Raw genomic sequence first — 25,189 nt, 5'->3', positions numbered from 1 at the left:
TCAACCGTGTAAAATTTTGTCCATTATGCGGCCTGGCAACAGGCGCTTCAGTAGCATAACTGCCCAGGTCACCAGCGTAACCGGATAACGCAGCTTTGGTTTGTCGCTCTCAAACGCATGACGCACTTTGGCGACAACCGCTTGTGGCCCCAGCGTAAAACGCGCGGCAATTCCGGGGTTTTCCACGGGAGCATCGCTCTGGGTCTGGTTGACGTTTTCGGTAAATCGGGTACGAATAGGGCCAGGCTCAATCAGGCTGACCTTAATTCCGCTGTGGCGCAGCTCCATACGCAGCGCGTCGGACCAGGCTTCCAGCGCATATTTGCTGGCGGCATAGGCCCCGCGCCCCGGCGTTGAGATCAATCCCATTACCGACGAGGTCATCACAATTCGTCCTTCGCCGTGGGGTAGCATAGCGGGTAACAGGCGCATGGTAAGCTGATGTGCGCCAAAGAAGTTGGCGGAAAACTGCTGTTCCATCTGCTCGCGGCTGATGGTGGGCAATGGGCCATAGACGCCGTATCCGGCGTTGTTAAAGATCCCATACAAACGATTATCGGTCAGGGCGATCACCGCATCAGCCGCGCGATCTACGCTCTCGGGTGAATCCAGATCCAGCAATATGCCGGTGAATCCCATGCTGTTCATACGCGCCACATCGTCAGGTTTGCGACAGCCTGCCAGAATTTGAAAACCCTGGCGCTTTAGCTCAAGCGCGCTTTCCAGACCGATTCCGCTGGAACATCCTGTTATTAAGACCGATTTTTGCATAACTTTACCTGTCAGGATCTCCGTTGTTTTACGAGTCGTGATTTACTAGAGGAGTGAGATGTTGCGCCATCCAGTCGGCAATAAACGGCTGGGCGTCACGGTTAGGATGAATACCATCATCCTGCATCCACTGGGGTTTCAGATAAACCTCTTCCATAAAAAAGGGCAGCAGAGGTATATCAAACTCTTTGGCGAGTTTTGGATAAATCGCGCTAAAGCTTTCATTATAACGGCGACCGTAGTTTGCCGGCAGACGAATTTGCATCAGCAGCGGTTCGGCATTTGCTGCTTTCACATCCTGCAGAATCGTGCGCAGGGTTTGTTCGGTTTGCGCAGGCGCAAAACCGCGCAGACCGTCGTTGCCGCCAAGTTCGACCAGCACCCAGCGCGGCTGGTGCTGCTTCAGTAATGCAGGCAGACGGGCCAGACCCTGCTGCGAGGTGTCGCCGCTAATACTGGCATTCACCACCGGCGTTTTGGTTTGCCATTTATCATTAAGTAGCGCAGGCCATGCGGCGCTGGCGGACATACGGTATCCGGCGCTCAGGCTGTCACCCAGAATTAATAACGTGTCCGCTGCGGCGGCGCGGAAAGTTAACAGGACCAGGAACAGGAAAGGCCAATGCCAGCGGAAAACATTGTTGAAGTTCATCATCTTAAGAAATCCGTCGGTCAGGGTGATCATGAGCTATCCATCCTTACCGGAGTTGAACTGGTTGTCAAACGCGCCGAGACCATTGCGCTGATTGGCGAGTCGGGTTCAGGAAAATCCACACTGCTGGCGATCCTCGCCGGGCTGGACGATGGCACCAGCGGTGAAGTCAGTCTGGTGGGGCAGGCGCTGCACACCATGGATGAAGAAGCCCGGGCACAGCTGCGGGCGCGACACGTGGGTTTTGTCTTCCAGTCATTCATGTTAATTCCGACCCTAAACGCGCTGGAAAACGTCGAGTTGCCCGCGTTGTTGCGCGGTGAAAACAGCGGAAAAAGTCGCGACGGGGCAAAAACGTTGCTGGAGCAACTGGGGCTGGGAAAACGTCTTGATCATCTTCCGGCCCAGCTTTCCGGCGGGGAGCAGCAGCGCGTGGCGCTGGCGCGGGCGTTTAACGGTCGCCCTGACGTGCTGTTTGCCGATGAACCGACGGGCAATCTGGACCGCCAGACCGGAGACAAAATCGCCGACCTGCTGTTTTCTCTGAACCGGGAACATGGCACCACCCTGATTCTGGTGACCCATGATTCTCAACTGGCGGCGCGTTGCGATCGGCGTTTACGCCTGGTGAACGGACAGTTGCAGGAGGAGGCATGATTGCACGCTGGTTCTGGCGCGAATGGCGCTCGCCTTCATTACTGATTGTCTGGCTGGCGCTGAGTCTGGCCGTGGCCTGCGTGCTGGCTCTGGGCAATATCAGCGATCGTATGGAAAAAGGGCTGAGCCAGCAAAGCCGTGAGTTTATGGCGGGAGATCGGTCGCTGCAAAGTTCGCGTACCGTGCCGAAAGCGTGGATTGACGAGGCGCGACAGCGTGGCCTGAAAGTGGGCGAACAGCTGACCTTTGCCACTATGACCTTTGCCCGGGATACGCCGCAGTTGGCGAACGTCAAAGCGGTGGATGATGTGTATCCGATGTATGGCACGTTGCAAACCAATCCGCCGGGACTGAAACCTCAGCCTGGCTCGGTGCTGCTGGCTCCGCGTCTGATGGCGTTGCTGAACTTAAAAATCGGTGATTCCATCGACGTGGGTGATGCCACGCTGCGCATCGCCGGGGAAGTGGTGCAGGAGCCGGACGCCGGTTTTAATCCGTTCCAGATAGCGCCGCGCCTGATGATGAACATGGCGGATGTCGAAAAAACGGCGGCGGTCCAGCCGGGAAGCCGGGTGACCTGGCGCTATAAATTTGGCGGGACACCGCAGCAACTGGAAGCCTATGAAAAATGGCTGCTCCCGCAGTTAAAGCCTGAACAGCGCTGGTATGGGCTGGAGCAGGATGAAGGGGCGCTGGGGAAATCACTGGAGCGTTCGCAACAGTTCCTGCTGCTGTCGGCGCTGCTAACCCTGCTGCTGGCGGTCGCTGCGGTTGCCGTGGCGATGAGCCATTACTGCCGCAGTCGTTACGATCTGGTGGCTATTCTGAAAACCCTTGGCGCGGGCAGAGCACAGTTGCGCAGGCTGATTGTTGGTCAATGGCTGATGGTGCTGGCGCTGTCTGGCGTGACCGGAGGGTTATTCGGGCTGTTGTTTGAACGCGTGCTGGTGGTATTACTTAAGCCGGTACTGCCCGGCGAACTGCCGCCTGCCAGTCCCTGGCCGTGGCTATGGGCATTAGGCACCATGACGGTCATTTCTCTGCTGGTGGGGTTACGCCCTTACCGTTTGCTGCTGGCGACTCAGCCACTGCGGGTACTGCGCCGTGACGTGGTGGCAAACGTCTGGCCGCTGAAGTTTTATTTGCCGGTGGTATTGATAGTCGTGATTGCCCTGCTCGCCGGACTGATGGGCGGAAGCCCGCTGCTGTGGGCCGTGCTGGCCGGAGCGGTAGTGCTGGCGCTTTTGTGCGGGGTGCTCGGCTGGATGCTGCTCAACGTGCTGCGTGGCCTGACGCTCACCTCGCTGCCGCTGCGTTTAGCGGTCAGTCGGCTGTTGCGCCAGCCGTGGTCAACGCTCAGTCAGCTGTCGGCATTTTCGCTTTCCTTTATGTTGCTGGCGCTGCTGCTGGTACTGCGTGGCGACCTGCTCGACCGCTGGCAGCAGCAAATGCCGCCGGAAAGCCCGAACTATTTTCTCATCAACATTGCCACCGAACAGGTGGTTCCACTCAAGGCTTTCCTGGCTGAGCATCAGGTGATCCCGGAATCGTTCTATCCGATTGTGCGGGCGCGTCTGACGGCGATCAATGAGAAGCCGACCGAAGGCAATCACGATGAGGCGCTGAACCGCGAGCTTAATCTGACCTGGCAGGATACCCGACCGGATCATAACCCGATCGTTGCCGGAAGCTGGCCGCCAAAAGCGGGCGAAGTCTCGATGGAAGAGGGGCTGGCGAAACGGCTGAACGTCAAGCTTGGCGATCGGGTGACCTTTATGGGCGATACCCAGGATTTCAGCGCCACGGTCAGCAGTCTGCGCAAAGTGGACTGGGAAAGCCTGCGCCCCAACTTCTTCTTTATCTTTCCCTCCGGCGCGCTGGACGCTCAGCCGCAAAGCTGGTTAACCAGCTTTCGCTGGGAGAACGGCAACGGCATGCTGACGCAGCTTAACCGCGAATTCCCGACTATCAGCCTGCTGGATATTGGCGCAATCCTCAAACAGGTGAGCCAGGTGCTGGAGCAGGTGAGCCGGGCACTGGAGGTGATGGTGGTGCTGGTTACCGCTTGCGGTATGTTGCTGCTATTGGCGCAGGTCCAGGTCGGAATGCGTCAGCGTCATCAGGAACTGGTGGTCTGGCGCACGCTGGGCGCGGGTAAGAAGCTGCTGCGTACCACGCTATGGTGCGAGTTTGCCATGCTCGGGATGGTCGCCGGACTGGTGGCTGCCATCGGTGCGGAAACCGCACTGGCGGTGCTGCAAATCCGAGTGTTTGATTTTCCGTGGGAACCAGACTGGCGACTGTGGGTCGTGTTGCCGCTTTGTGGGGCATTGTTGCTCTCGCTATGCGGCGGATGGCTCGGTTCACGTCTGCTAAAAGGCAAAGCGCTGTTCCGTCAGTTCAGTAGTTAATTCATATTCGTGATGATTACGCACCGGTTTTTTAAATCGGTGCGTTTTTTATTTATGTAGCACAAATTGATAACTCATTGATATTTAACAGCACAGAACAATAAAAACTCGACAACACGAGTGTATTAATAAACGTTAATATTTGTATGCTGAATAATTGGCAGGCTATCTATCAAGGTAAAAATAATGACTATAAAAAAAACGGCGCTGGCGGTATCGATCGGCGCAGCAGTGGCATTAACGACGTTCGCCTCCCAGGCGGAAATCACGGTCCTGAAACAAGATCCACAGGCGGGCAACCCGCTGAGCCGTCTTAACTTCACCGTTGGCGGGAGTATTCGTCCGCAGTTCCAGAATATGGCCGGTGATGATGGTAAGAATGGCTACAAACGTAATGGTTTCGACGGCGGGACGCGTTTCCGCTTCGCCGCTGATTACTATCTGTTTGATGACATCAGCTGGGTGAGTTATTACGAGCTGGGCGTTAACTTCCCGGCAATGTTCAACTGGGATAATCACTATGCTAACGGCGCCAACGATACCACGCGTCGTATGTTGTACACCGGTCTGAAGAGCGCGACCTGGGGTACGCTGACCTTCGGTCAACAGAACAGCATTTACTATGATGTGGTTGGTGCGAAAACGGATATCTGGGACTACGACATGATCGGTCAGGCACCAGGTAACGGTATCAATGGCGACTATGACGGTTCCTATCGTACGCGTAAATCACTGAAGTATAAGAAAACGGTTGGCGATGTTGATCTCTACGCGTCTTATCTGTTCAGCGATGATTACAACCCGAACAATGGTCTGCGCTACAAGCGTAAAGGCGGTGGCTCGCTGGGTGTGGATTATCACATCACCGATGACCTGACCTGGGGTACGGCGTGGAACTACACCCGCGCGGAAATGCGTGGCGACACCAGCAAAACCTACGATCAAAACATCGTCGGTACCGCGCTGAGCTGGAAACCGGACAACTGGACCTTCTCGATGGGCGGCGGTTGGTATCAAAACTTCATGACCACCAAAAAAGTCTCTGTTAACGATTACTTTGCCGGTGATGCCTGGGGTCTGGAATACTTCGCGGGTTATACCTTCCCGGTTGGTCAGTATGCGCTGAAATCCGTTCAACCCTACTATAAGGGCTTCCCCGAACAGTCAACGCCGGTTTTTAATTTCTGTCTGTTCATCAATGAAAGGCAAGGGATAAGACTGCGCTACTATAAACGGTCATGCTGAATCGCTAGTGATTCGGACCCTGATGAAAGACGCTCGTGAGATCCTCCTTCGTTAATCGGATAGTGATATCCAGTAGGATATGCAGATACTTCTCACGGGGGTCTAACCCTTTACCATCAACAATTTACAGTTCAGTTACTACTCAGTTAAATTTTTCATGTTGTTGAATACAGTCTGAAGTCATCGCCGTAATGTAATGATGCCCAGCACAACCTCGCATTCTTGGCGGCGATTGCAACGACAGCACGCCAGTATCCCCGCCTACCAATCAACGAGCAGACCCAACGGCTAAACGGGTCCGTTCTATTCTCTGCCCCTACCATTACAGAACGGGCTCCCTGGACCAGTAGGGTTCGCAGATAGGCATCACCCGCTTTTGTTATCCTGCCAAGCTTTGATTTTCCGCCACTACTGTATTGTGATGGCGTTAGCCCCAACCAGGCTGCCAGTTGGCGCCCGTTCTTAAAATCATGGGCATTGCCAATACTGGCGACCAGCGCACTCGCTGTGGTGGGCCCAACACCTTTCAGTTCCATTAACTGCTGGCTGCGATGATCTGTTTTGGCCACACGAGATAATACCCTGTCATATTCGGCGATTTTCTCTTCAATATTAGTGACATGTGTCAATAGATCATCAATGCACAGCCTAACCTGTACTGGCAGAGTTTCCTTCTGGTCAGAAACAACATGACGCAGAGCATCAGTGCTTTGTGGGGCAATAACCCCGAATTCAGATATCAGGCCCCGAAGACGGTTATACGTTGCTGTTCTTTCCTGGATAAATCCCTGTCTTGTCCGATGTAAGCATTGCATTGCCTGCTGGCTTTCGTCTTTGACTGGTACAAAGCGCATATGCGGCCGCTGCACTGCCTCACAAATAGCTATTGCATCAGCTGCATCATTTTTCCCGGTCTTACCCGCCATGCGATAGGGTGAGACAAATTTCGGAGCCATCAACCGGACATCATGGCCATACTGCCTGAATAATCTTGCCCAATAGTGGGCACCCGAGCAGGCTTCCATTCCAATGACACAGGGAGGTAAACCTGCGATGAGTTCAGAAAGTGCTGCACGCGACACCTTGGGTTTAACCAGAACAGCTTTACCATTTTGGTCAATGCAGTGAACAGCAAACACATTTTTAGCAAGATCGATACCGACAGTGGTGATGGTCATAACGAATCCCTCTGGGTCAATGTTTATCCTATGATTGCACGAAAGTTAATCAGGCGCATATCTAGGGGAAGTCCCTTCCATTCGTTATGGGCGACCGTATTGAATACGTGAATGGTCGTAACTACCTGCGTACCGACAATGGTGTGGGTATCAGCTTCCAGCTGGACTACGGTTTCCGTGTGGATTACGAACACGTCTTCACCTCCAGCACCGACAATCTGGGTGATATGAACCTGGTTCGTCTGCGTTACGATTTCTAAGTCAATTTCCCTGCCAAAACCGGGTAACCAGAAGGTTATCCGGTTTTTTACTATCCTTTGCTGAAAAACGCATTAGCACCTTCAACGTACATTCAACGACATATCCCGCAACATCATGAAATAATTTCAAGGACAGCAGGTTGTGATCTGTGTCATGTTAACAATCAGCCTGTTAACAGGCCAACAAGAACAACGCCGCAAGAACGGCGTGAGACATGACACCACAACGTTAAAATGGAGAAATTATGGGATTGCGTCAGAGTTTACGCGTCGCGACCGGAGCGCTGTTACTGGCCTGTGGATTACAACTTGCTCATGCGAACAGTGACCCGCATACCATCGTGTTTGGCGTCGCACCTGGTCCGTACGGCGATATGGTGAAACAGGCCATTGCCCCTACGCTGAAAGAGAAAGGCTATAAGGTAGTGGTGCGCGAATTCAGCGACTACGTGCAGCCGAACATGGCGCTTTCCAACGGCAGTATTGATGCCAACTTGTTCCAGCACTCGCTCTACTTTGACAAATTCACCGCTGATAAAGGACTGAAGCTGAGCAAGCTGATTGTGGTCCCGACGGCCGGGATGGGTTTTTACTCACATAAAATCAAAAGCCTGGATGAGTTAAAAAAAGGGGATGTGATCACGCTTTCCAATGATCCAACCAATCTGGCTCGCGGTCTGCGTTTCCTGCAGTCTATTGGCCTTATTACCATCAAAGACACTATCGATCCGACTAAAGCCTCTGAGCGCGATATCGCCAGCAACCCGAAAGGGCTGGTGTTTAAACCGCTGGAAGCGGCACAACTGCCGCGTACCCTGGACGGTGTGACCGGCGCGCTGGTCAACGGTAACTTTGCTGTGGCGGCAAAACTGGATCTCGCCAGTGCCATCAAGCAAGAGCATCTGGACGAAAATCTGAAAAATATCATAGCGGTACGCAGTGAAGATGCAGAAAAACCGTTCGCGAAAGATATTGTGGCGGCGGTGAAATCTCCGGCGTATCGCGCGGTGATCGACGATCCGCAAAATATCTACAGCGCCTTCCAGAAACCGGAATGGATGTCGGCAGCCCAATAATCGCTGCGCACAAGGTTAACAGGGGCAGCGGCGACTGCCCTTTTCGCATTTCTGAGGTGGCTATGATTGAGATAGAAAAGGTTTGCGTGGATTTTAGCGCAGGCCGTGGACCATCAACCCGGGCGGTTGATGGCGTCAGCTTGCGCATAGGCGCAGGTGAGATATTTGGCATTGTCGGGACCAGCGGCGCGGGGAAAAGTACGCTGCTGCGCACCCTGAACGCCTTAACGCGACCAGGCCTGGGAAGCGTAAAGGTTAACGGCGTAGAAATTTCCGCGCTGGAAGGGGCGCAACTACGTAAAGCCCGTCAGCGTATTGGGATGATTTTTCAGCATTTTAATCTGATGCATACCCGTACCGTGGCGCAAAACGTCGCTTTCAGCCTGAAGGCTGCCGGATGGGAGCGCAGTAAAATTGGCCCACGCGTCAGCGAAATCCTGACGCTGGTGGGGCTGTCTGACAAGGAGAACCGTTTTCCTGTGCAGCTCAGCGGCGGGCAAAAGCAGCGCGTTGGTATTGCCCGTGCGATTGCCAATCACCCCGATGTGCTGCTGTGTGATGAACCGACCTCTGCGCTGGATCTGGAAACATCGGCCACTATTCTGGCATTGCTTAAGCAGATCAACCAACAGCTGGGGATCACGATCGTGCTGATCACTCACGAGATGAACGTGATCAAATCGATTTGCGATCGTGTGGCGGTGATGTCCGGCGGCAAGGTGGTGGAGTCCGGTGAGGTGTTTGACGTTTTTGCTCACCCGCAGCACGCTTTCACGCAGCAACTGGTGTCGCATACCCTCAATCTGACGCTACCCGAACGCTTGCGCCAGCATTTGCCTGGCCAGTTGCTGAAAATTCTGTTCATCGGCGATTCGGCGGAACAGCCAGTGTTGTCAGAAGTCGCGGTTAAATTTGGTGTGGCGGTGAACATTCTGCACGGCAAAATTGAATATATCGGCGAGCGTGCGCTGGGGATTCTGGTGGTGCAACTGACCGCGCCGCATAACCCTTCTGCGGTGGATGTCGCCGTGGAACATATTCGTCAACGCACGGCACAGGTGGAGGTGATTCGTGGATGATTTATTGCCTGATTTGACGCTGGCGTTTAATGAAACCTTTCAGATGCTAAGCATCTCTACGGTGCTGGCGATTATTGGCGGTCTGCCGCTCGGTTTTCTTATTTTCGTCACCGACCGGCATTTATTCTGGCAAAACCGTTTTGTGTATCTGCTCAGCTCCGTGCTGGTGAATATCATCCGTTCGGTGCCGTTTGTGATCCTGCTGGTGCTGCTGCTGCCGCTCACCCAGTTTTTACTCGGAAATACCATTGGACCGATTGCGGCGTCGGTCCCGCTCTCAGTGGCGGCAATCGCTTTTTATGCCCGTCTGGTCGACAGCGCACTGCGCGAAGTCGATAAGGGCATTATTGAAGCGGCGGAAGCCTTTGGCGCCAGCCCGATGCGTATCATCTGCACCGTTCTGTTACCTGAAGCGAGCGCGGGTCTGCTGCGTGGGTTGACGATAACGCTGGTGAGTCTGATCGGTTACTCCGCGATGGCCGGAATCGTTGGTGGCGGTGGGGTAGGCGACCTGGCGATTCGCTTTGGTTATTACCGCTACGAAACCCAGGTCATGATCGTCACCGTGGTGGCGCTGATTATTCTGGTGCAGGTCGTGCAGGTGCTGGGCGACTGGCTGGCGAAACGCGCGGATAAGCGCGACAGACACTGATCACTGTGCGTTAAGCCAGTCGGCAACGTCCTGCCATGTGCCGCGAAAGACGACTTTCGCGGCTTTCTTTTCCAGTTGATAACGATACATCGGGTCGTAATACTCGTTGAGCAACGGTACCAACCAGCCCATATGGGCGTCGGTACTGCCCGTTGCTTGCTGTTCGCGCAGAGCCACGTCGAGCAGGGCGGTCAGCTCGGCAAAACGTTGTAAACCCAGACGGCGGCGAATAGCAAACAGGCCGTGGTGCAGATACTCGCTATACTCCTGCCAGCCCTGACTCTCGCCATAAGCATGGGTAAAATCGTGGTGCATCCGCACGAAATACTCTTCGCGCAGTCGCTCCAGACGACGCTCAAAAGGATCGTCCACCACTGCAATAGATGCCTGGGTCATGCGTTCACGCAGGCACTCAGGAAGATGATTAGCCCCGATCATGCGGCCTTCATCTTCCAGTACCCACAGACGCAGATCCTGACGGCTGTCGGTTCTGAGCATTTCGACCGCCAGCAGGTTTTCAAAACTCGCCTGACTCAACTGCGGTTCAACGGTGCGACCAAACGAGGAACCGCGATGGTGCGCCAGACCTTCGAGATCCACGCCGTTCGGCTGCTGTTGCACCAGTTGCGTTTTACCGTTCCCGGTACAGCCGCCAATTAAGACGATCGGCTTTTGCACTAATTCTTCAGTCAGTTGAATCGCCGCCTGACGCAGGGCTTTGTAGCCGCCGTGTATCAGCGGGTAGTCAATCCCGGACTCGTGCAGCCACTGCTGCACAATGTGCGAACGCTGACCGCCGCGCGCGCAGCATAAATAACCCGCAGGATTTTGACGACAGGCATCCAGCCAGGCCTTCATACGTTGTTGGCGAGTCTCGCCGCAGACCAGTTGATGGCCGAGCTTGAGAGCTGCCTCGGGTCCCTGACGTTTATAACAGGTACCCACGGCGGCACGTTCGTCATCGTTCATCAGGGGAAGGTTGATTGCGCCCGGCATTGCGCCTTGCAGAAATTCGACGGGGGCGCGTACATCGATTATAGGCGTACCAGCGAGCAAAATTGCGCGATAGTCCGTTCCATCGTTCATGTGTGATCCTGAAAATACAAAAACAGCAATGGAGGGGATTTTACGCGCCAGAGGAGGGGCCGGGGAAGGATAAAATCAAATCCCCGGCATTAATGGCTTATTTCAGCGTTGACTGCGCCCAGATAATACCGCTGGCATATTCCGGCGGCAGCAGGGGGATAAGCGCTTCCAGCGTCGCGCTAAGACGCGCGGTATCGCTGTCGCTCAGGTTCAGGTGTCCCACCTTACGCCCTTCACGCACCTCTTTGTCATACCAGTGCAGATGCACCAGCGGCAGCTTCAGCCAGTCATAGTTCAGGTCGCTACCAATCAGATTTACCATCACCGAAGGAGTGTTCACTATCGGCGTGGGTAACGGCAGGTTGGTAATGGCGCGCAGGTGCAGCTCAAACTGGCTGATGCTGGCACCGTTTTGCGTCCAGTGCCCGCTGTTGTGCACGCGTGGAGCCAGTTCGTTAATCAGCAGACCTTCCGGGGTGATGAAACATTCCATCGCCATCACGCCGACATAGCCCAGCTCCTGCATGATGGCAGAGAGCATCGCTTCGGCCTGTTTCTGCTGTTTGGCGTTAGCCTGTGGGAAGACCACGCTGGTGCGCAGAATGCCGTCCTGGTGCAGGTTATGGGTCAGCGGATAGAAGACGGTGCTACCGTCGTGCGCACGAGCGCCAACCAGTGAGACTTCACCAGAGAAGTTGATTCCCCGCTCAACGATGCACTCGCCGTAGCAGTCGTCCGGCAGTTGTTCGGTTTCATTTGCGCGCAAACGCCACTGCCCACGACCGTCGTAACCGCCGACGCGACGTTTCACGATCGCCAACTCACCGAGTTTGTCGAATACTGCAGGCCATTCGCTTTTATCCGCCAGCAGTTGCCACGGCGCAGTTGCCAGGCCGAGCTTGTCAAAAAGCTGCTTTTGCGTCAGACGGTCGGCAATAATCGGGAAAACGTCGCGGTTGACAAACGCCGGGTGGCGCGCGAGCTCGCGGGTGAGTGCCGTTTCCGGCCAGCGCTCAATCTCAGCGGTGATCACGCTTTGCTGAAAAGGGACCGCTGCTGGTTCGGCATCCAGCCCGACGGGCCAGACCGCAATGCCCAGCGGTTCACCGGCCTGGCGCAGCATGCGCCCTAGCTGACCGTTACCGAGTACGCAGACCTGCTTCATGCCGCACCTCGCGGGTCCGGATTCTCCAGCACCTCGTCGGTTTGCGCTTTGCGCCAGTCGTTCAGACGCTGGTGTAATACTTTGTCGTGTGTTGCCAGAATTTGTGCTGCCAGCAGGGCCGCATTTGCCGCGCCCGCTTTGCCGATAGCCAGCGTTCCGACCGGAATACCGCGCGGCATCTGTACGATGGAGTAAAGGCTATCTACGCCGCTCAGCGCCGCGCTTTGCACCGGGACGCCTAAAACAGGCACCAGCGTTTTCGCCGCAATCATGCCTGGCAGATGTGCAGCGCCACCCGCACCGGCAATGATCACCTGATAGCCGTTCTCTTCTGCGCTTTCGGCGAAGCTAAACAGCTTGTCAGGGGTGCGGTGGGCGGAGACGACTTCAACATGATGCGGCACGTTCAGAATTTCGAAGATTTCGGCGGCGAACTGCATGGTAGCCCAGTCGCTTTTGGACCCCATCACGATGGCGACACGCGCCGGGTTATTGCGGGAAGACATGCGTCTGAAAACTCCTGTGATGCACTACACTCGACTTTTGAGGCCACAGAGAATAGCATAATTCGCCGTCAAGGAAAACGATTGCGCGCTTTACACTTCACCCTTCAGGTAGCCTCTGTAGCTGGCTGCATCTCAACGAGTTTTGTGTAAAGAGGAACTGGATATCTGCGGAATTAAAACGGAAATGCGATCAGTTCAACGTCATCTGGCGTGACTTTGATCATCGACCCTTCGGTGTGCCATGCGCCTAATACCACGCGGAAAGCGGGTTGCTCATTGGCCGTAAGCTCGTGGACTGCCGGGCGGTGGGTGTGGCCGTGAATTAACCACTGGACCTGATGCTTTTCCATCTCGGTGATGACGGCCTGCGGATTCACATCCATGATCGCCAGTGACTTGCTGCTGTTGGCCGCTTTGCTATTGGCGCGCATTTTCGCGGCGATACGTTGGCGAACGAACAGAGGTAAGGAGAGGAACAGCTTCTGTAGCCAGGGTTGATGTACTTTGGCGCGAAACGCCTGATAGCCTGCATCGTCGGTGCACAAAGTGTCGCCATGCATGATCAATACCTTGCGGCCATACAGGTTGAGTACTTTTTTCTCAGGCAGCAAGCTCATGCCGCTTTCACGGGCAAAACGTTTGCCGAGCAGAAAATCTCGGTTGCCGTGAATAAAAAAGCAGGGAACGCCGGAATCAACCAGTGATTTTATCGCCGCGGCTATTTCATGATGCAGTGGGGTTGGGTCGTCGTCGCCAATCCAGGCTTCAAACAGGTCGCCGAGAATGTACAGTGCATCAGCTTTTCGTGCATCACCGGCTAAAAAACGCAGAAAACCGGCGGTGATCGCCGGTTCTTCTGTGCAGAGGTGAAGATCTGCAATAAACAGTGTCGTCACGATTACTCGCTGACGGTCACGTTTTCGATGATGACGTCTTCTTTTGGCACATCCTGGTGCATACCGCTGCGACCAGTGGAAACGCCTTTGATTTTATCAACCACGTCCATGCCTTCAACAACTTCAGCAAACACGCAATAACCCCAACCCTGCATGCTTTCGCCGGAGAAGTTCAGGAAGTCGTTGTCTGCAACGTTGATGAAGAACTGTGCGGTTGCGGAGTGCGGAGCCTGAGTACGCGCCATCGCCAGCGTACCACGGGTGTTTTTCAGACCGTTGTTCGCTTCGTTTTTGATCGCTTCTTTCGTGGCTTTTTGCTTCATGCCCGGTTCGAAACCGCCGCCCTGGATCATGAAACCGTTAATAACACGGTGGAAAATGGTGTTGTTGTAAAAACCTTCGCGGCAGTAGTCCAGGAAGTTTTTAACTGTTTCAGGCGCTTTATCATCAAACGTTTTGATTACGATATCGCCGTGATTAGTGTGGAAAGTAACCATTTTTGCATCCTGTTCCGATAGATTGGTGCTTCGACCCCGTGAAGGGTCAGAGTTAGGGGTGTGTTATAGCATAACCGCAAGCTGCGATCACCTCGCAAAGTGTGCTGCTTCCGGTCTAAATTATGGGTATTATACAGACTTTACTATCCACACACGTCTACACGGAATCTTCGATGTTAAAAATCTTTAATACACTGACGCGCCAAAAAGAGGAATTCAAACCTATTCATGCCGGGGAAGTCGGCATGTACGTGTGTGGTATTACCGTTTACGATCTCTGTCATATTGGCCACGGACGTACCTTCGTTTCTTTCGACGTTGTCGCGCGCTATCTGCGCTTCCTCGGCTATAAGCTGAAATATGTGCGCAACATTACCGATATTGATGACAAAATCATCAAGCGCGCGAATGAAAACGGTGAGAGCTTTGTGGCGTTGGTCGACAGAATGATCGCGGAAATGCATAGCGATTTCGACGCGCTGAATATTCTGCGCCCGGATCTGGAGCCGCGCGCTACGCACCATATCGCTGAGATTATTGAAATCACTGAACAGCTGATTGCCAAAGGTCACGCTTATGTCGCTGATAACGGCGACGTGATGTTCGACGTGCCGACTGACCCGAACTATGGTCAGCTGTCACGCCAGGATCTGGATCAGCTGCAGGCGGGCGCACGCGTTGATGTGGTTGATGTGAAGCGCAACCCGATGGACTTCGTGCTGTGGAAAATGTCCAAAGAAGGCGAGCCGAGCTGGCCGTCTCCGTGGGGAGCGGGTCGTCCTGGCTGGCACATCGAATGTTCGGCGATGAACTGCAAACAGTTGGGCAACCATTTTGATATTCATGGCGGTGGTTCGGATCTGATGTTCCCGCACCATGAAAACGAAATCGCTCAGTCCACCTGTGCGCATGACGGTGAATACGTTAATTACTGGATGCACTCCGGGATGGTGATGGTTGACCGGGAGAAAATGTCCAAATCGTTGGGCAACTTCTTTACCGTGCGTGACGTGCTGAAATACTACGACGCCGAAACCATTCGCTATTTCCTGATGTCTGGTCATTACCGTAGCCAGTTAAACTACAGCGAAGAGAACCTGAAGCAGGCGCGTTCTGCGCTGGAGCGTCTGTATACCGCGCTGCGCGGCACCGATAAGTCCGTTGCTCCAGCCGGTGGCGAAGCCTTTGAAGCACGCTTCATTGAAGCGATGGACGATGACTTCAATACGCCGGAAGCCTACTCCGTGTTGTTTGATATGGCGCGTGAGGTTAACCGCCTGAAGGGTGAAGATATGGCGGCGGCTAACGGTATGGCTTCGCATCTGCGTAAGCTTTCCAGCGTGCTGGGCCTGCTGGAACAGGAGCCCGAAGCATTCCTGCAAAGCGGTGCGCAGGCGGATGACGGTGAAGTTGCTGAAATTGAAGCGTTAATCCAGCAGCGTCTGGATGCCCGTAAAGCCAAAGACTGGGCGGCAGCTGACGCCGCGCGTGACCGTCTCAATGAGATGGGTATCGTGCTGGAAGATGGCCCGCAGGGCACTACCTGGCGCCGTAAGTAATGATATTGATTGCCGGATGGCGGCTCGCGCCCTGTCCGGCAATCAATGTACGAATGTCGGTCGGATAAGACGCTTGTTGTATCCGGCAAATTAATATTTCCGATACCACCACAGCACACCCATCATCATAACTCCCGGTAGCCATACCCATATCAACTCCGAAATTATCACCTGGTGCCCGTATGGTGTGGCGTAGCGAGATAGCGCAAACGGGGCGACTTTAATCACCTGCCACGGTGCAAAGAAGCGTTCATCCGACCACGGCCACAGCCAGCCGACGCCTTTGCCGCCAGTGGTGACCGAATCCAACAGGCTGTGCGACAGTAGTGAAACCGTCAGGAATAGCCAGCAGCGAATTAAGCCTGCCTTGAACCATCGTCGACCCATCCATACGCAGAGCAGCGGCACCACGAAGGCGAACAGCAGCGAATGGGTAAAACCGCGGTGACCAAACACGTTGCCGTAGGCGACGCCAAGCTTAAACGACAGTACGTCGGCATCCGGCAGCATAGCCAGAATGACGCCAGTAAACAGTAATTGCGGGGGAATGACTTTACGCCCGAGACCTAATCCTAAACAGAGAGGAACGGCAGCGTGGGTAACGATTGTTGGCATGATGATCGCTTCATGTGGAAAAACAACATGCTAACAGTTCACTGTGAAGTGGTGATGAAGTCATTATCTGAAAAGGAGAGAGGAAGTGGCCGGACAGGGGTTAACCTCATCCGGCACCTGGGATCACGCCACGACGTTAATGCTGTGGCCTTCAAAGCTGACGGTCTGTCCGGCAACGATTTTGCAGCGTTTACGCGTTTCTACAGCACCATCGACCTTCACTAACCCTTCGCCAATAGCAATTTTTGCCTGGGCGCCGCTTTCGCTCCAGCCTTCCAGCTTCAGTAAATCGCAGAGTTCAACGTGTGGGTGTTTACCCAGTGAAAATGTGGCCATCTTAAACGTCCTTTACATCATGATATTCAACACACGCCTGCAGCGTGTTTTCGATAAGTGTGGCGACCGTCATTGGGCCTACGCCGCCGGGTACCGGCGTGATGTATGACGCGCGTGCGGCAGCATCTTCAAAGACCACATCGCCAACAACCTTACCATTCTCCAGACGGTTGATGCCGACATCAATCACAATCGCACCTTCTTTGATCCACTCGCCGGGAATAAAGCCAGGTTTGCCGACGGCAACAATCAGCAGGTCTGCATGCTCTACATGGCGACGCAGATCTTTGGTGAACCGGTGGGTGACGGTGGTGGTGCAGCCAGCCAGCAGCAGCTCCATGCTCATCGGGCGGCCAACAATATTCGACGCGCCAATAACGACCGCATTCAGACCGTAGGTGTCGATATTGTAACGCTCAAGCAGAGTCACAATACCGCGCGGAGTACACGGGCGCAGGCGCGGCGCACGCTGGCACAGGCGACCAACGTTATACGGGTGGAAACCGTCAACGTCTTTATCCGGCGCAATACGCTCGAGAACTTTAACGTTGTCGATACCCGCAGGTAACGGCAGCTGAACCAGAATACCGTCGATGGTGGTATCTGCATTGAGCGTATCGATCAGCTCGAGCAGCTCCGCCTCGCTGGTGGTTTCAGGCAGGTCATAGGAGCGGGAGACAAACCCCACCTCGTCACAGGCTTTGCGTTTACTCGCGACATAAATCTGCGAAGCCGGGTTGCTACCTACCAGCACAACAGCCAGGCCTGGGGCGCGTAATCCAGCCGCTAAACGCGCCTGAACTTTTTGAGCAACCTCAGAGCGCACCTGCTGCGCAATCGTTTTACCGTCAATAATCTTTGCTGCCATCAGAGAGAGGATTCCGTCTGTTACGTTAAATCGAAGGGGATGCCGCTATTTTGTCAGAAGCGGGACGTGCTGTCAGTTTTCGTTTGCATTTTTACGTGCGCCAGGGGGCGTCACGATCTGCGAATGGGGTCAGTACAGAGGCTTAAGCCTTACGGATAATTAATGAGCATGCTAATTAAAATTAACGTGAATGAAACAACTCATCACCCTGGTATATTCAGGGGTAATGCGCCACAAACCAGTCTGTTACGGTTAATTATGAGGGATTTTACCTCATTCCCACCCAGATTTTTCCTGGGTCCCATTAAGAATTAGCCAGGGTCATTAAAAGGATTTGCAGGTATTTTTCATTAATTGAAATGTTTAATTTATCGCTGTGACGAATAGTCATATTCGCGAGGAATAATTAGTGAATCAAATACTCAGGAGAGTTGGGGTAAAAGGTTAGCTAATTCTCATGCGATATATATCTTTACAGGATGCAGAGATAATTAGCCTGACATTTAATGTCGATAATGATTCAAACGGATCCCGCAGGATGCCGGAGCCGGATGTGTGTAATTCAAGGGAAATCCATGAAACGTAAATTAATGACCTCTTCTGTTATTGCCAGCCTGATGTTAGTCGCCGGTGCAGCGGTTGCAGCCGATCCGGTAAGCGTTAGCGGCGGTACTGTGCATTTTGAAGGTGAACTGGTCAATGCAGCCTGTGCAGTCAGTACTCAGTCATCCGATCAGGTTGTGACGTTAGGCCAGTATCGTACTGCCAGTTTTGCCGCAGTGGGTGACACTACAGCACAAATTCCGTTCTCTATCGTGCTGAACGACTGTGACCCGAACGTTGCCGCAACCGCAGCCGTTGCTTTCTCAGGCCAGTCCGATATTACCAATAACAACCTGCTGGCCGTCACTTCTGCAGACAACGGTACCACTGCAGGCGGTGTTGGGATTGAAATTCTGGACAATACGTCCACCGCGCTGAAGCCGGATGGCGCAACCTTCTCTACCGCTCAGGCGCTGGTAGAAGGGACCAACACCCTGCGTTTCTCTGCGCGTTACAAAGCCACTGCCGCAAGCGCAACGCCGGGTCAGGCAAATGCCGACGCGACGTTCATCATGAAGTACGAATAAGCCGTTTTGATTTGCGCAAGGATGACGTTCGCCTCAATGGATGAGGCAATATCCGGGGATGATGAAGGATGCGGCAGATGATAGGGAAAGGCGTGGCGCTGGCGGGAATGCTGTGCGTAATGCCTGTGCTTTCACATACGGTAATACTGGAAAGTGGCCGTGTCCACTTACGGGGGCAGCTCGTCAACGGCGCCTGTACGGTCGCCACTGACAGTCAGGATATGCGGGTGCAAATGGGGCAGTATCGCACCAATGCTTTCTCTGGGACGGGAAGCTTCGCCTCTACCAGCGTACCGTTTTCACTGCGCTTAACGTCGTGCAGCTCCGATGTTTATGACCATGTTGGGATTGCGTTTGCGGGCGTGACGCCAGCGGAAGATCCGCAGGTTTTTCTTGCCAGCGGCGATGCGTCTGCGGCTTCGGGGATTGGCCTGGCGTTATTTGACGAGCGCCAACGGCAAATTATACCGAATGCCCTGCCGCTTCATTATGTGCCGATTATAACGCAAGAGATGACGTTTCATTTCACTGCCCGCTATCGGGCTGTCTCGGAAAATATAACGCCGGGAACGCTTCGCTCAGACGTGTGGTTTACGTTGGTTTATCCCTGATTTATTTCCCAACGATAATCGCATCAAAGGTATTTTTAGCTATGTTTAATTATCTAAAATCAGGTTTTATCCTTTTACTGGCCTTATTTTCTACTGCCAGTGTTCAGGCTGCCGGAGGCATTGCATTAGGCGCCACTCGCGTTATTTATCCGGCCGATGCCAAACAAACGTCCCTGTCTATTAGCAATAGCGATACCAAAGAACGTTACCTGGTAAATTCATGGATTGAGAATAGCGCAGGCGCTAAAGAAAAATCGTTTGTGGTTACGCCTCCGCTGTTTGTTAGTGAACCCAAAAGCGAAAACACGCTGCGTATCATCTATGCCGGTGAACCGCTGCCCAAAGACCGTGAGTCGCTGTTCTGGATGAACGTCAAAGCCATTCCGTCAGTCAATAAAAACAGCCTTGAGGGCAAAAACGTTCTGCAACTGGCGATTCTTTCACGCATCAAACTTTTCGTTCGTCCGAATAATCTGCCACAAATCCCGGAAGATGCACCAGGAATGCTGACCTTTTCCCGCTCCGGCAACCACCTGAAAATCAACAATCCGTCAGCGTACTACGTCACGTTGGTCAATCTCAATGTGGGGAAAACGAAGGTCGATAACGTGATGGTTGCGCCGAAAAGCGATGCGCAGGTCCTGCTACCCACGGGCGTTCAGGGCAACGTCACGTTCCAGACGGTCAATGATTATGGCGCTGTGACCCCGGCCAAAACGGTTAGTGTGCGTTGAGATAACGATGAATAAGACAACGTATTTTCCTGGCCTGTTACCGGGGGTTACGCCACCGCTGGCGGGGGTGGCGTTGTCCACGCTGGCGGCGCTCTTTCCCTCTCTAAGCTATGGGGAAAGCTATTTTAATCCGGCCTTTTTATCTGCGGATACGGCAACCGTGGCGGATTTATCACGTTTTGAAAAAGGCAATCACCAGCCTGAAGGCGTTTATCGCGTGGATATCTGGCGCAACGATGAGTTTGTTGCCACTCAGGATATTCGTTTTACTACCAGTGCGGCAAAAGCCGGGGAGAAGTCCGGTGGGTTGATGCCGTGCTTTGGACTCGACTGGGTGAAGCGCCTTGGCGTCAATATCGCCGCGTTTCCGGCACTCAGTAAGGATCCGAACGATACCTGTATCAATCTACCTGAGGCGATTCCCGGCAGCGAGATTGCGTTTGATTTTTCTACCCTGCGCTTAAACGTCAGCCTGCCACAGGCGTCAATGTTAAACAGCGCGCGCGGCTATATTCCACCGGAAGAGTGGGATGAAGGGATCCCGGCCGCGCTGGTTAACTACAGCTTTACCGGCAGCCGCGGCAGTGATACTGACAGTTACTTCCTCAGTATGCTCAGTGGTCTGAACTATGGCCCCTGGCGGTTGAGAAACAACGGTGCGTGGAGCTACTCCAAGGGCGACGGATACCACTCACAAAGCTGGAAAAACATCGGTACATGGCTTCAGCGCGCAATTATCCCGCTGAAGGGCGAACTGGTGATGGGCGACAGCAACACTGGCAACGACGTTTTTGACAGCGTCGGGTTTCGCGGTGCGCGGCTCTATTCCTCAGACAGTATGTATCCCGACAGCTTACAGGGCTACGCGCCTACCGTGCGCGGCATTGCGCGTACCGCAGCGAAACTGACCATTCGTCAGAATGGCTATGTGATTTATCAAAGCTATGTTTCACCCGGCGCTTTCTCAATAACCGATCTCAACCCAACGTCATCCAGCGGTGATCTTGAGGTCACGGTGGATGAGAAGGACGGCAGCCAGCAACGCTATACGGTGCCGTACTCCACCGTTCCCTTATTACAACGAGAAGGGCGTTTTAAGTATGACGTTGTCGCCGGGGATTTTCGCAGCGGCAATAGCCAGCAATCTTCACCGTTCTTTTTCCAGGGAACATTAATTGCCGGGTTACCAGAGGGCTATACCGCATACGGTGGTACGCAGTTGGCCTCACGTTACACCGCGGTGGTTTTAGGCACCGGTCGAAACCTGGGGGACTGGGGGGCAGTTTCTGTCGATCTCACCCATGCGCGCAGCCAACTGGCGGATGACAGTACGCACCAGGGGCAGTCTTTGCGTTTCTTGTATGCGAAATCGCTGAACAATTTTGGCACTAACTTCCAGTTGTTGGGGTATCGCTACTCAACGCGTGGCTTCTATACCCTCGACGATGTGGCGTATCGCAGTATGGAAGGCTATGAGTACGAATACGACAGTGAGGGCAATCGCCACGACGTGCCCAATGTGACGAGTTACCACAACCTGAGCTACAGCAAAAAGGGCCGTTTCCAGATCAACATTTCGCAGAATCTGGGGGATTACGGATCGCTGTATATCTCGGGTAGTCAGCAGACGTACTGGAATACTTCAGACACCAATACCTGGTATCAACTGGGCTATGCCAGCGGCTGGCAGGGGATTAGCTATTCACTCTCCTGGTCGTGGAATGAATCGGTTGGCATCTCCGACACCGACCGTATTCTGGCGTTCAATATGTCTGTACCGTTCAGCCTGCTGAGCGGACGGCGTTACTCGCGTGATAACGCCCTCGATCGCACCTACGCCACCTTTAATGCCAACCGTAATAGCAACGGACAGAACAGTTGGCAGAGCGGGATCGGCGGTACGTTGCTGGATGGGCGCAACCTGAGCTACAGCGTGAATCAGGGGCACAGCAGCACCAATGGCTATAGCGGAAACGCCAGCGCCAACTGGCAGGCGGCCTACGGTACGCTGGGCGTGGGTTACAACTACGACCGTGACCAGCATGAATACAACTGGCAGCTCTCCGGCGGCGTAGTGGGGCATGCGGACGGCATTACGCTCAGTCAGCCTCTGGGCGATACCAACGTGCTGATTAAAGCGCCGGGCGCGCAGGGTGTACGGATAGAGAACCAGACCGGCGTTCAAACCGACTGGCGCGGATACGCTGTGATGCCGTATGCCACCGTCTATCGCTATAACCGCGTCGCGTTAGACACCAATTCCATGAACAACAATACCGATGTGGAGAATAACGTCAGTAGCGTAGTGCCAACGCAAGGGGCGCTGGTGCGGGCGGCGTTTGATACACGAATCGGTGTGCGGGCGCTGATTACCGCCAAACATGCCGGTAAACCAGTGCCGTTTGGCTCCGTCGTGCGTGAAAACACCAGCGGCGTGACCAGCATGGTGGGTGAAGACGGGCAAATCTACCTGAGCGGCCTGCCGCTAAAAGGCGAGTTGTTGATCCAATGGGGGGAAGGCGCAAACGCGCGCTGCGTGGCGCGCTATGCCTTGCCAGAGGAGAGCCTGAAACAAGCGGTAACGCTCACGAACGTGACGTGCGAATCTCCGTCAGCACGACAGGAATAATACGATGAAACGACAAACGGGTTTGTTACTGGGAAGCGCTTTACTGCTGATGGCCCATTCGTCCTGGGCGACGGTCTGCCAAAACTCGAATGGCACGCCAACGGATGTTTTTTACGATCTGTCGAATGTCTTCAACAGTAGTAACAACCAGCCGGGACAGGTGGTGACGTTACCGGAAAAATCTGGCTGGGTTGGCGTGAATGCCACCTGTCCGGCCGGGACAACGGTAAATTACACCTATCGAAGCTATGTCACTGAACTTCCGGTTCAAAGTACCGAAGGCGGCTTCCAGTATCTGAAGCTCAATGACTACCTGCTGGGGGCCATGAGCATAACCGATAGTTATGCCGGGTTATTTTATCCCCCGCGTAATTACATTCGCATGGGGACTCACCCAAACGTACCTAAGCAGCAGCCTTTTGGCGTGATGGATTCAAAGCTGGTGTTTAAGCTCAAAGTAATCCGCCCGTTTATTAACATGGTGCCGATTCCGCGGCAGACGATGTTCAGCGTCTATGTCACGACCAGTACCGGAGATGCGCTAAGCGTGCCGGTTTATACCATCAGCTACAGCGGCAAGGTGGAGGTTCCACAAAACTGCGAAGTAAACGCCGGGCAGATTGTCGAGTTTGATTTTGGTGATATTGGCGCATCGCTGTTTAGCAAGGCAGGAGCGGGAAACCGGCCTGAAGGCATCAATCCGCAGACCAAAACGGTAGCGATAAAATGCACCAACGTCGCTGCACAGGCCTACTTAACCATGCGTGTAGAGGCCGAGAAAGCCACCGGGCAAATGATGGTATCTGACAATCCCGATTTAGGTTTTATTGTCGCCGACAGCAGCGGTAAACCGCTGACGCCCAATAATCTGTCCAGCACTATCCCGTTTCAACTGGATGATAACGCCGCGGCACGCGTGGGGATCCGAACATGGCCGGTTAGCGTGACGGGCAATAAACCTACCGAAGGACCTTTTACAGCCCGTGGCTATCTGCGAGTGGATTATGACTAACAAGCAAACGCCAGCCGCAGGGAAACGCCTGGCAATGGTGTGCCTGCTGACATTCAGCTCGTTGTGCCATGCCGCTTCGTCGCTGGGGGAAATCAATATTGAACTGCGCGGAAACGTGGTGGACTTTACCTGCGCGGTAATTGCCGGCGACAGCAATAAGTCCGTGGAGCTAGGCACCTGGCCGACCAAGCAGCTTCAGACCAGCGGAGATACTACTCAACCGGTCGCGTTTACGCTGAAGCTAGAAGGCTGCCCGCCGGGTTCCGCTTCGATAACGTTTTCCGGAACTCCGGCCCCGGGCACGACGTTGCTGGCGCTTGATGACGCGGTGATGGCGCAAAAGGTGGCGATCGAACTGCACGACAGCGACCGTACGCGATTGCCGCTCGAGCAGGCCAGTCAGACGGTGGGGATTGATGAGAACGGCAATGCCACGCTGACCTTTTTCGCAAACTATATCGCGTTAGCTGCTGGGGTTCAGCCTGGCATTGCCAGGGCTGATGCCACGTTCATGATTAACTATAACTAATCAATGCGCTAACAAAACACTCCCGAACGAAATCTCGCCGGGAGTGTTATTACATTAATTCATGCATTTTTGCGTAATCGATCAGCTCAACGATGGTGTGCAACCCGAGCTTGGAGTAGATATTAGCCTTGTGAGCGCTAATCGTTTTATTGCTGAGTAACAACTGCTCAGCAATTTCCTTATTGGATAGCCCGTTTGCCAGATAACGCAAAACGGTAACTTCACGGTTAGAGAGCGGCATGTCATGTAAGACGCCTTTTTGTGCATTTATATTGTTAATGAAATTAAGGGTATCCGAAGGAAAAAAGGAATATCCCGATAAAATCATTTTTACCGCATTGTAGATATCATTGAGATCCTTTCGTTTACTGACAAACCCATTTGCACCGGCCCGGATAGCACGCCCGGCATAAAACGACTCGGATTTTGAGGACAGAAACAGTACCCGAGTTTTCTCCTGCAATGACTTTATTCTTTTGAGTAATGTAAACCCATCAGAACCAGGCAGTTCAATATCCAGGATGACAAGATCGACAGGGTACGTGCGCAGGTGTTCTATTGCCGTACGGCTGTCATCGGTTTTCAACACTACCTGAATATTACTGTTTTTCTCGAGTAGTACTTCTATCGACATTCTGACAATAGGGTGTTCGTCCATAATGATAACGGATGCTGGTTTCATTGTTGTATGCCTCAAACTGTTTGCGTATCTTGCGAATTTGATAAAACATCAGGCGTTATAATATTGTCAAATAGCCAAGAATTGTTCTGAGGGAGAGCCGAATAAATATTATTTCATCCTTGTTTATTCGGTTGTTCTTCTGCAGAACAATGAATTTGTGGAAAATCCATTTCACACCGGGAAAACTAACAATTAATCAGGAAACTGTGGGGATTATACCTGCTCTGCTCATTCGGAAAAGACTTACAACATCCTGGTTGTTAATGTCAGTTAGGATATTCTGAAAGATCCAGATGTGTTAATGACTATTGGTATTATTTATCTGTGGTTCGAATTATGGCAGATTGAAAATT

24 protein-coding genes and 2 pseudogenes are annotated in these 25,189 nt (G+C 53.5%); 14 read left to right on the top strand and 12 right to left on the bottom strand.

Annotation, left to right across the window (positions count from 1 at the left end; translation table 11 throughout):
- Both HV311_RS18280 and tesA read right to left on the bottom strand, forming a co-directional pair.
- The gene (locus HV311_RS18280) at window positions 1-771 is read right to left on the bottom strand and encodes an SDR family oxidoreductase (protein WP_094760906.1); all 771 of its coding nucleotides are present in this window, start codon (window positions 769-771) and stop codon (window positions 1-3) included.
- 28 nt (window positions 772-799) lie between these two features.
- On the bottom strand, window positions 800-1,426 hold the full coding sequence (gene tesA, locus HV311_RS18275; RefSeq protein ID WP_085951033.1) for a multifunctional acyl-CoA thioesterase I/protease I/lysophospholipase L1: 627 nt from the start codon (window positions 1,424-1,426) through the stop codon (window positions 800-802).
- Between tesA and ybbA the strand changes: the two genes are divergently transcribed.
- The 3 genes and pseudogenes from ybbA to HV311_RS18260 form a co-directional block, all read left to right on the top strand.
- Window positions 1,394-2,080, top strand: a complete 687-nt coding sequence (gene ybbA, locus HV311_RS18270; protein ID WP_016152113.1) for a putative ABC transporter ATP-binding protein YbbA — start codon at window positions 1,394-1,396, stop codon at window positions 2,078-2,080. The genes tesA and ybbA overlap by 33 nt on opposite strands.
- Window positions 2,077-4,491 carry a putative ABC transporter permease subunit YbbP gene (ybbP, locus tag HV311_RS18265; protein ID WP_191220277.1) on the top strand — a complete coding sequence of 805 codons (2,415 nt, stop codon included), beginning with the start codon at window positions 2,077-2,079 and terminating at the stop codon, window positions 4,489-4,491. Before ybbA ends, ybbP begins: the two co-directional genes overlap by 4 nt.
- A gap of 186 nt (window positions 4,492-4,677) precedes the next feature.
- Window positions 4,678-5,643, top strand: a pseudogene (locus HV311_RS18260) (porin); the annotation flags it as partial.
- A 248-nt stretch (window positions 5,644-5,891) separates the two neighbouring features.
- Here HV311_RS18260 and HV311_RS18255 read toward each other — a convergent pair.
- A complete protein-coding gene (locus HV311_RS18255) occupies window positions 5,892-6,914 on the bottom strand; it encodes an IS110-like element IS5708 family transposase (RefSeq protein WP_000156884.1) in 1,023 nt (340 codons plus the stop codon).
- Window positions 6,915-6,991: 77 nt separating this feature from the next.
- Between HV311_RS18255 and HV311_RS18250 the strand changes: the two are divergent.
- From HV311_RS18250 to HV311_RS18235, 4 genes and pseudogenes are all read left to right on the top strand, one after another.
- A pseudogene (locus HV311_RS18250) lies at window positions 6,992-7,174 on the top strand (porin); the annotation flags it as partial.
- Between the two features lie 245 nt (window positions 7,175-7,419).
- On the top strand, window positions 7,420-8,250 hold the full coding sequence (locus HV311_RS18245; protein ID WP_191220276.1) for a MetQ/NlpA family ABC transporter substrate-binding protein: 831 nt from the start codon (window positions 7,420-7,422) through the stop codon (window positions 8,248-8,250).
- A gap of 62 nt (window positions 8,251-8,312) precedes the next feature.
- Entirely contained in the window at window positions 8,313-9,329 is a 1,017-nt protein-coding gene (gene sfbB / locus HV311_RS18240) for a virulence-associated ABC transporter ATP-binding protein SfbB (RefSeq protein WP_191220275.1), read from the top strand.
- Window positions 9,322-9,981, top strand: coding sequence for a methionine ABC transporter permease (locus HV311_RS18235; protein WP_003831085.1), 660 nt, complete (start codon window positions 9,322-9,324; stop codon window positions 9,979-9,981). Before sfbB ends, HV311_RS18235 begins: the two co-directional genes overlap by 8 nt.
- Here HV311_RS18235 and mnmH read toward each other — a convergent pair whose 3' ends face one another.
- The 5 genes from mnmH to ppiB form a co-directional block, all read right to left on the bottom strand.
- A complete protein-coding gene (gene mnmH / locus HV311_RS18230; RefSeq protein ID WP_191220274.1) occupies window positions 9,982-11,067 on the bottom strand; it encodes a tRNA 2-selenouridine(34) synthase MnmH in 1,086 nt (361 codons plus the stop codon).
- Window positions 11,068-11,164: 97 nt separating this feature from the next.
- Window positions 11,165-12,232, bottom strand: a complete 1,068-nt coding sequence (gene purK, locus HV311_RS18225) for a 5-(carboxyamino)imidazole ribonucleotide synthase (RefSeq protein ID WP_131380843.1) — start codon at window positions 12,230-12,232, stop codon at window positions 11,165-11,167.
- Entirely contained in the window at window positions 12,229-12,738 is a 510-nt protein-coding gene (gene purE / locus HV311_RS18220) for a 5-(carboxyamino)imidazole ribonucleotide mutase (protein ID WP_053389384.1), read from the bottom strand. Before purE ends, purK begins: the two co-directional genes overlap by 4 nt.
- 173 nt (window positions 12,739-12,911) lie before the next feature.
- Window positions 12,912-13,634, bottom strand: coding sequence for a UDP-2,3-diacylglucosamine diphosphatase (lpxH, locus tag HV311_RS18215; RefSeq protein ID WP_046276062.1), 723 nt, complete (start codon window positions 13,632-13,634; stop codon window positions 12,912-12,914).
- 2 nt (window positions 13,635-13,636) lie between these two features.
- Entirely contained in the window at window positions 13,637-14,131 is a 495-nt protein-coding gene (ppiB, locus tag HV311_RS18210) for a peptidylprolyl isomerase B (RefSeq protein ID WP_003021875.1), read from the bottom strand.
- Between the two features lie 173 nt (window positions 14,132-14,304).
- Here ppiB and cysS point away from each other — a divergent pair, with 173 nt between their 5' ends.
- Window positions 14,305-15,690, top strand: coding sequence for a cysteine--tRNA ligase (gene cysS, locus HV311_RS18205; RefSeq protein WP_006685638.1), 1,386 nt, complete (start codon window positions 14,305-14,307; stop codon window positions 15,688-15,690).
- A 90-nt stretch (window positions 15,691-15,780) separates the two neighbouring features.
- Here cysS and HV311_RS18200 read toward each other — a convergent pair whose 3' ends face one another.
- The 3 genes from HV311_RS18200 to folD all read right to left on the bottom strand — a co-directional run bounded on the left by HV311_RS18200 (window position 15,781) and on the right by folD (window position 17,509).
- Window positions 15,781-16,305: a metal-dependent hydrolase gene (locus HV311_RS18200; RefSeq protein WP_046276061.1), complete on the bottom strand. Its 525-nt coding sequence runs from the start codon at window positions 16,303-16,305 to the stop codon at window positions 15,781-15,783.
- A gap of 123 nt (window positions 16,306-16,428) precedes the next feature.
- Entirely contained in the window at window positions 16,429-16,641 is a 213-nt protein-coding gene (ybcJ, locus tag HV311_RS18195; RefSeq protein ID WP_016152124.1) for a ribosome-associated protein YbcJ, read from the bottom strand.
- Window position 16,642: 1 nt separating this feature from the next.
- On the bottom strand, window positions 16,643-17,509 hold the full coding sequence (folD, locus tag HV311_RS18190; protein WP_003021887.1) for a bifunctional methylenetetrahydrofolate dehydrogenase/methenyltetrahydrofolate cyclohydrolase FolD: 867 nt from the start codon (window positions 17,507-17,509) through the stop codon (window positions 16,643-16,645).
- A gap of 575 nt (window positions 17,510-18,084) precedes the next feature.
- Between folD and fimA the strand changes: the two genes are divergently transcribed.
- The 6 genes from fimA (at window position 18,085) to sfmF (ending at window position 24,154) form a co-directional block, all read left to right on the top strand.
- Window positions 18,085-18,639, top strand: coding sequence for a type 1 fimbrial major subunit FimA (gene fimA / locus HV311_RS18185; protein ID WP_032946983.1), 555 nt, complete (start codon window positions 18,085-18,087; stop codon window positions 18,637-18,639).
- A 77-nt stretch (window positions 18,640-18,716) separates the two neighbouring features.
- Complete coding sequence (gene fimI, locus HV311_RS18180; RefSeq protein WP_019076203.1) at window positions 18,717-19,250, top strand: type 1 fimbrial protein subunit FimI; 534 nt, start codon at window positions 18,717-18,719, stop codon at window positions 19,248-19,250.
- Between the two features lie 41 nt (window positions 19,251-19,291).
- Window positions 19,292-19,984 (top strand): type 1 fimbria chaperone FimC, encoded by a 693-nt coding sequence (gene fimC, locus HV311_RS18175; protein ID WP_191220273.1) that lies wholly within the window; start codon window positions 19,292-19,294, stop codon window positions 19,982-19,984.
- A gap of 7 nt (window positions 19,985-19,991) precedes the next feature.
- The gene (locus HV311_RS18170) at window positions 19,992-22,613 is read left to right on the top strand and encodes a fimbrial biogenesis usher protein (RefSeq protein WP_181546102.1); all 2,622 of its coding nucleotides are present in this window, start codon (window positions 19,992-19,994) and stop codon (window positions 22,611-22,613) included.
- Window positions 22,614-22,617: 4 nt separating this feature from the next.
- Entirely contained in the window at window positions 22,618-23,625 is a 1,008-nt protein-coding gene (gene fimH, locus HV311_RS18165) for a type 1 fimbria D-mannose specific adhesin FimH (protein ID WP_109018108.1), read from the top strand.
- The gene (gene sfmF / locus HV311_RS18160) at window positions 23,618-24,154 is read left to right on the top strand and encodes a fimbria assembly protein (protein ID WP_191220272.1); all 537 of its coding nucleotides are present in this window, start codon (window positions 23,618-23,620) and stop codon (window positions 24,152-24,154) included. The genes fimH and sfmF overlap by 8 nt, the downstream gene beginning before the upstream one ends.
- A 49-nt stretch (window positions 24,155-24,203) precedes the next feature.
- Here the strand turns inward: sfmF and fimZ are convergent, their stop codons facing one another.
- Complete coding sequence (gene fimZ / locus HV311_RS18155) at window positions 24,204-24,836, bottom strand: fimbria biosynthesis transcriptional regulator FimZ (RefSeq protein ID WP_016152131.1); 633 nt, start codon at window positions 24,834-24,836, stop codon at window positions 24,204-24,206.
- Window positions 24,837-25,189 lie beyond the last annotated feature (353 nt).

This window comes from Citrobacter sp. RHBSTW-00881 (genome assembly GCF_013728515.1).
GTDB lineage: Bacteria > Pseudomonadota > Gammaproteobacteria > Enterobacterales > Enterobacteriaceae > Citrobacter > Citrobacter braakii.
Note: the sequence above shows the minus strand (reverse complement) of the source record. Positions and strands in the feature narration are given on the sequence as shown.

Coding starts and splice junctions, on each gene's coding strand:
- HV311_RS18255 (WP_000156884.1), bottom strand. CDS start 6,914: ATGACCATCACCACTGTCGGTATCGATCTTGCTAAAAATGTGTTTGCT.
- sfbB (WP_191220275.1), top strand. CDS start 8,313: ATGATTGAGATAGAAAAGGTTTGCGTGGATTTTAGCGCAGGCCGTGGA.
- mnmH (WP_191220274.1), bottom strand. CDS start 11,067: ATGAACGATGGAACGGACTATCGCGCAATTTTGCTCGCTGGTACGCCT.
- purK (WP_131380843.1), bottom strand. CDS start 12,232: ATGAAGCAGGTCTGCGTACTCGGTAACGGTCAGCTAGGGCGCATGCTG.
- HV311_RS18245 (WP_191220276.1), top strand. CDS start 7,420: ATGGGATTGCGTCAGAGTTTACGCGTCGCGACCGGAGCGCTGTTACTG.
- fimZ (WP_016152131.1), bottom strand. CDS start 24,836: ATGAAACCAGCATCCGTTATCATTATGGACGAACACCCTATTGTCAGA.
- ppiB (WP_003021875.1), bottom strand. CDS start 14,131: ATGGTTACTTTCCACACTAATCACGGCGATATCGTAATCAAAACGTTT.
- purE (WP_053389384.1), bottom strand. CDS start 12,738: ATGTCTTCCCGCAATAACCCGGCGCGTGTCGCCATCGTGATGGGGTCC.
- HV311_RS18170 (WP_181546102.1), top strand. CDS start 19,992: ATGAATAAGACAACGTATTTTCCTGGCCTGTTACCGGGGGTTACGCCA.
- HV311_RS18200 (WP_046276061.1), bottom strand. CDS start 16,305: ATGCCAACAATCGTTACCCACGCTGCCGTTCCTCTCTGTTTAGGATTA.
- ybbP (WP_191220277.1), top strand. CDS start 2,077: ATGATTGCACGCTGGTTCTGGCGCGAATGGCGCTCGCCTTCATTACTG.
- ybcJ (WP_016152124.1), bottom strand. CDS start 16,641: ATGGCCACATTTTCACTGGGTAAACACCCACACGTTGAACTCTGCGAT.
- fimC (WP_191220273.1), top strand. CDS start 19,292: ATGTTTAATTATCTAAAATCAGGTTTTATCCTTTTACTGGCCTTATTT.
- folD (WP_003021887.1), bottom strand. CDS start 17,509: ATGGCAGCAAAGATTATTGACGGTAAAACGATTGCGCAGCAGGTGCGC.
- HV311_RS18280 (WP_094760906.1), bottom strand. CDS start 771: ATGCAAAAATCGGTCTTAATAACAGGATGTTCCAGCGGAATCGGTCTG.
- ybbA (WP_016152113.1), top strand. CDS start 1,394: ATGCCAGCGGAAAACATTGTTGAAGTTCATCATCTTAAGAAATCCGTC.
- sfmF (WP_191220272.1), top strand. CDS start 23,618: ATGACTAACAAGCAAACGCCAGCCGCAGGGAAACGCCTGGCAATGGTG.
- fimA (WP_032946983.1), top strand. CDS start 18,085: ATGAAACGTAAATTAATGACCTCTTCTGTTATTGCCAGCCTGATGTTA.
- tesA (WP_085951033.1), bottom strand. CDS start 1,426: ATGATGAACTTCAACAATGTTTTCCGCTGGCATTGGCCTTTCCTGTTC.
- cysS (WP_006685638.1), top strand. CDS start 14,305: ATGTTAAAAATCTTTAATACACTGACGCGCCAAAAAGAGGAATTCAAA.
- fimH (WP_109018108.1), top strand. CDS start 22,618: ATGAAACGACAAACGGGTTTGTTACTGGGAAGCGCTTTACTGCTGATG.
- fimI (WP_019076203.1), top strand. CDS start 18,717: ATGATAGGGAAAGGCGTGGCGCTGGCGGGAATGCTGTGCGTAATGCCT.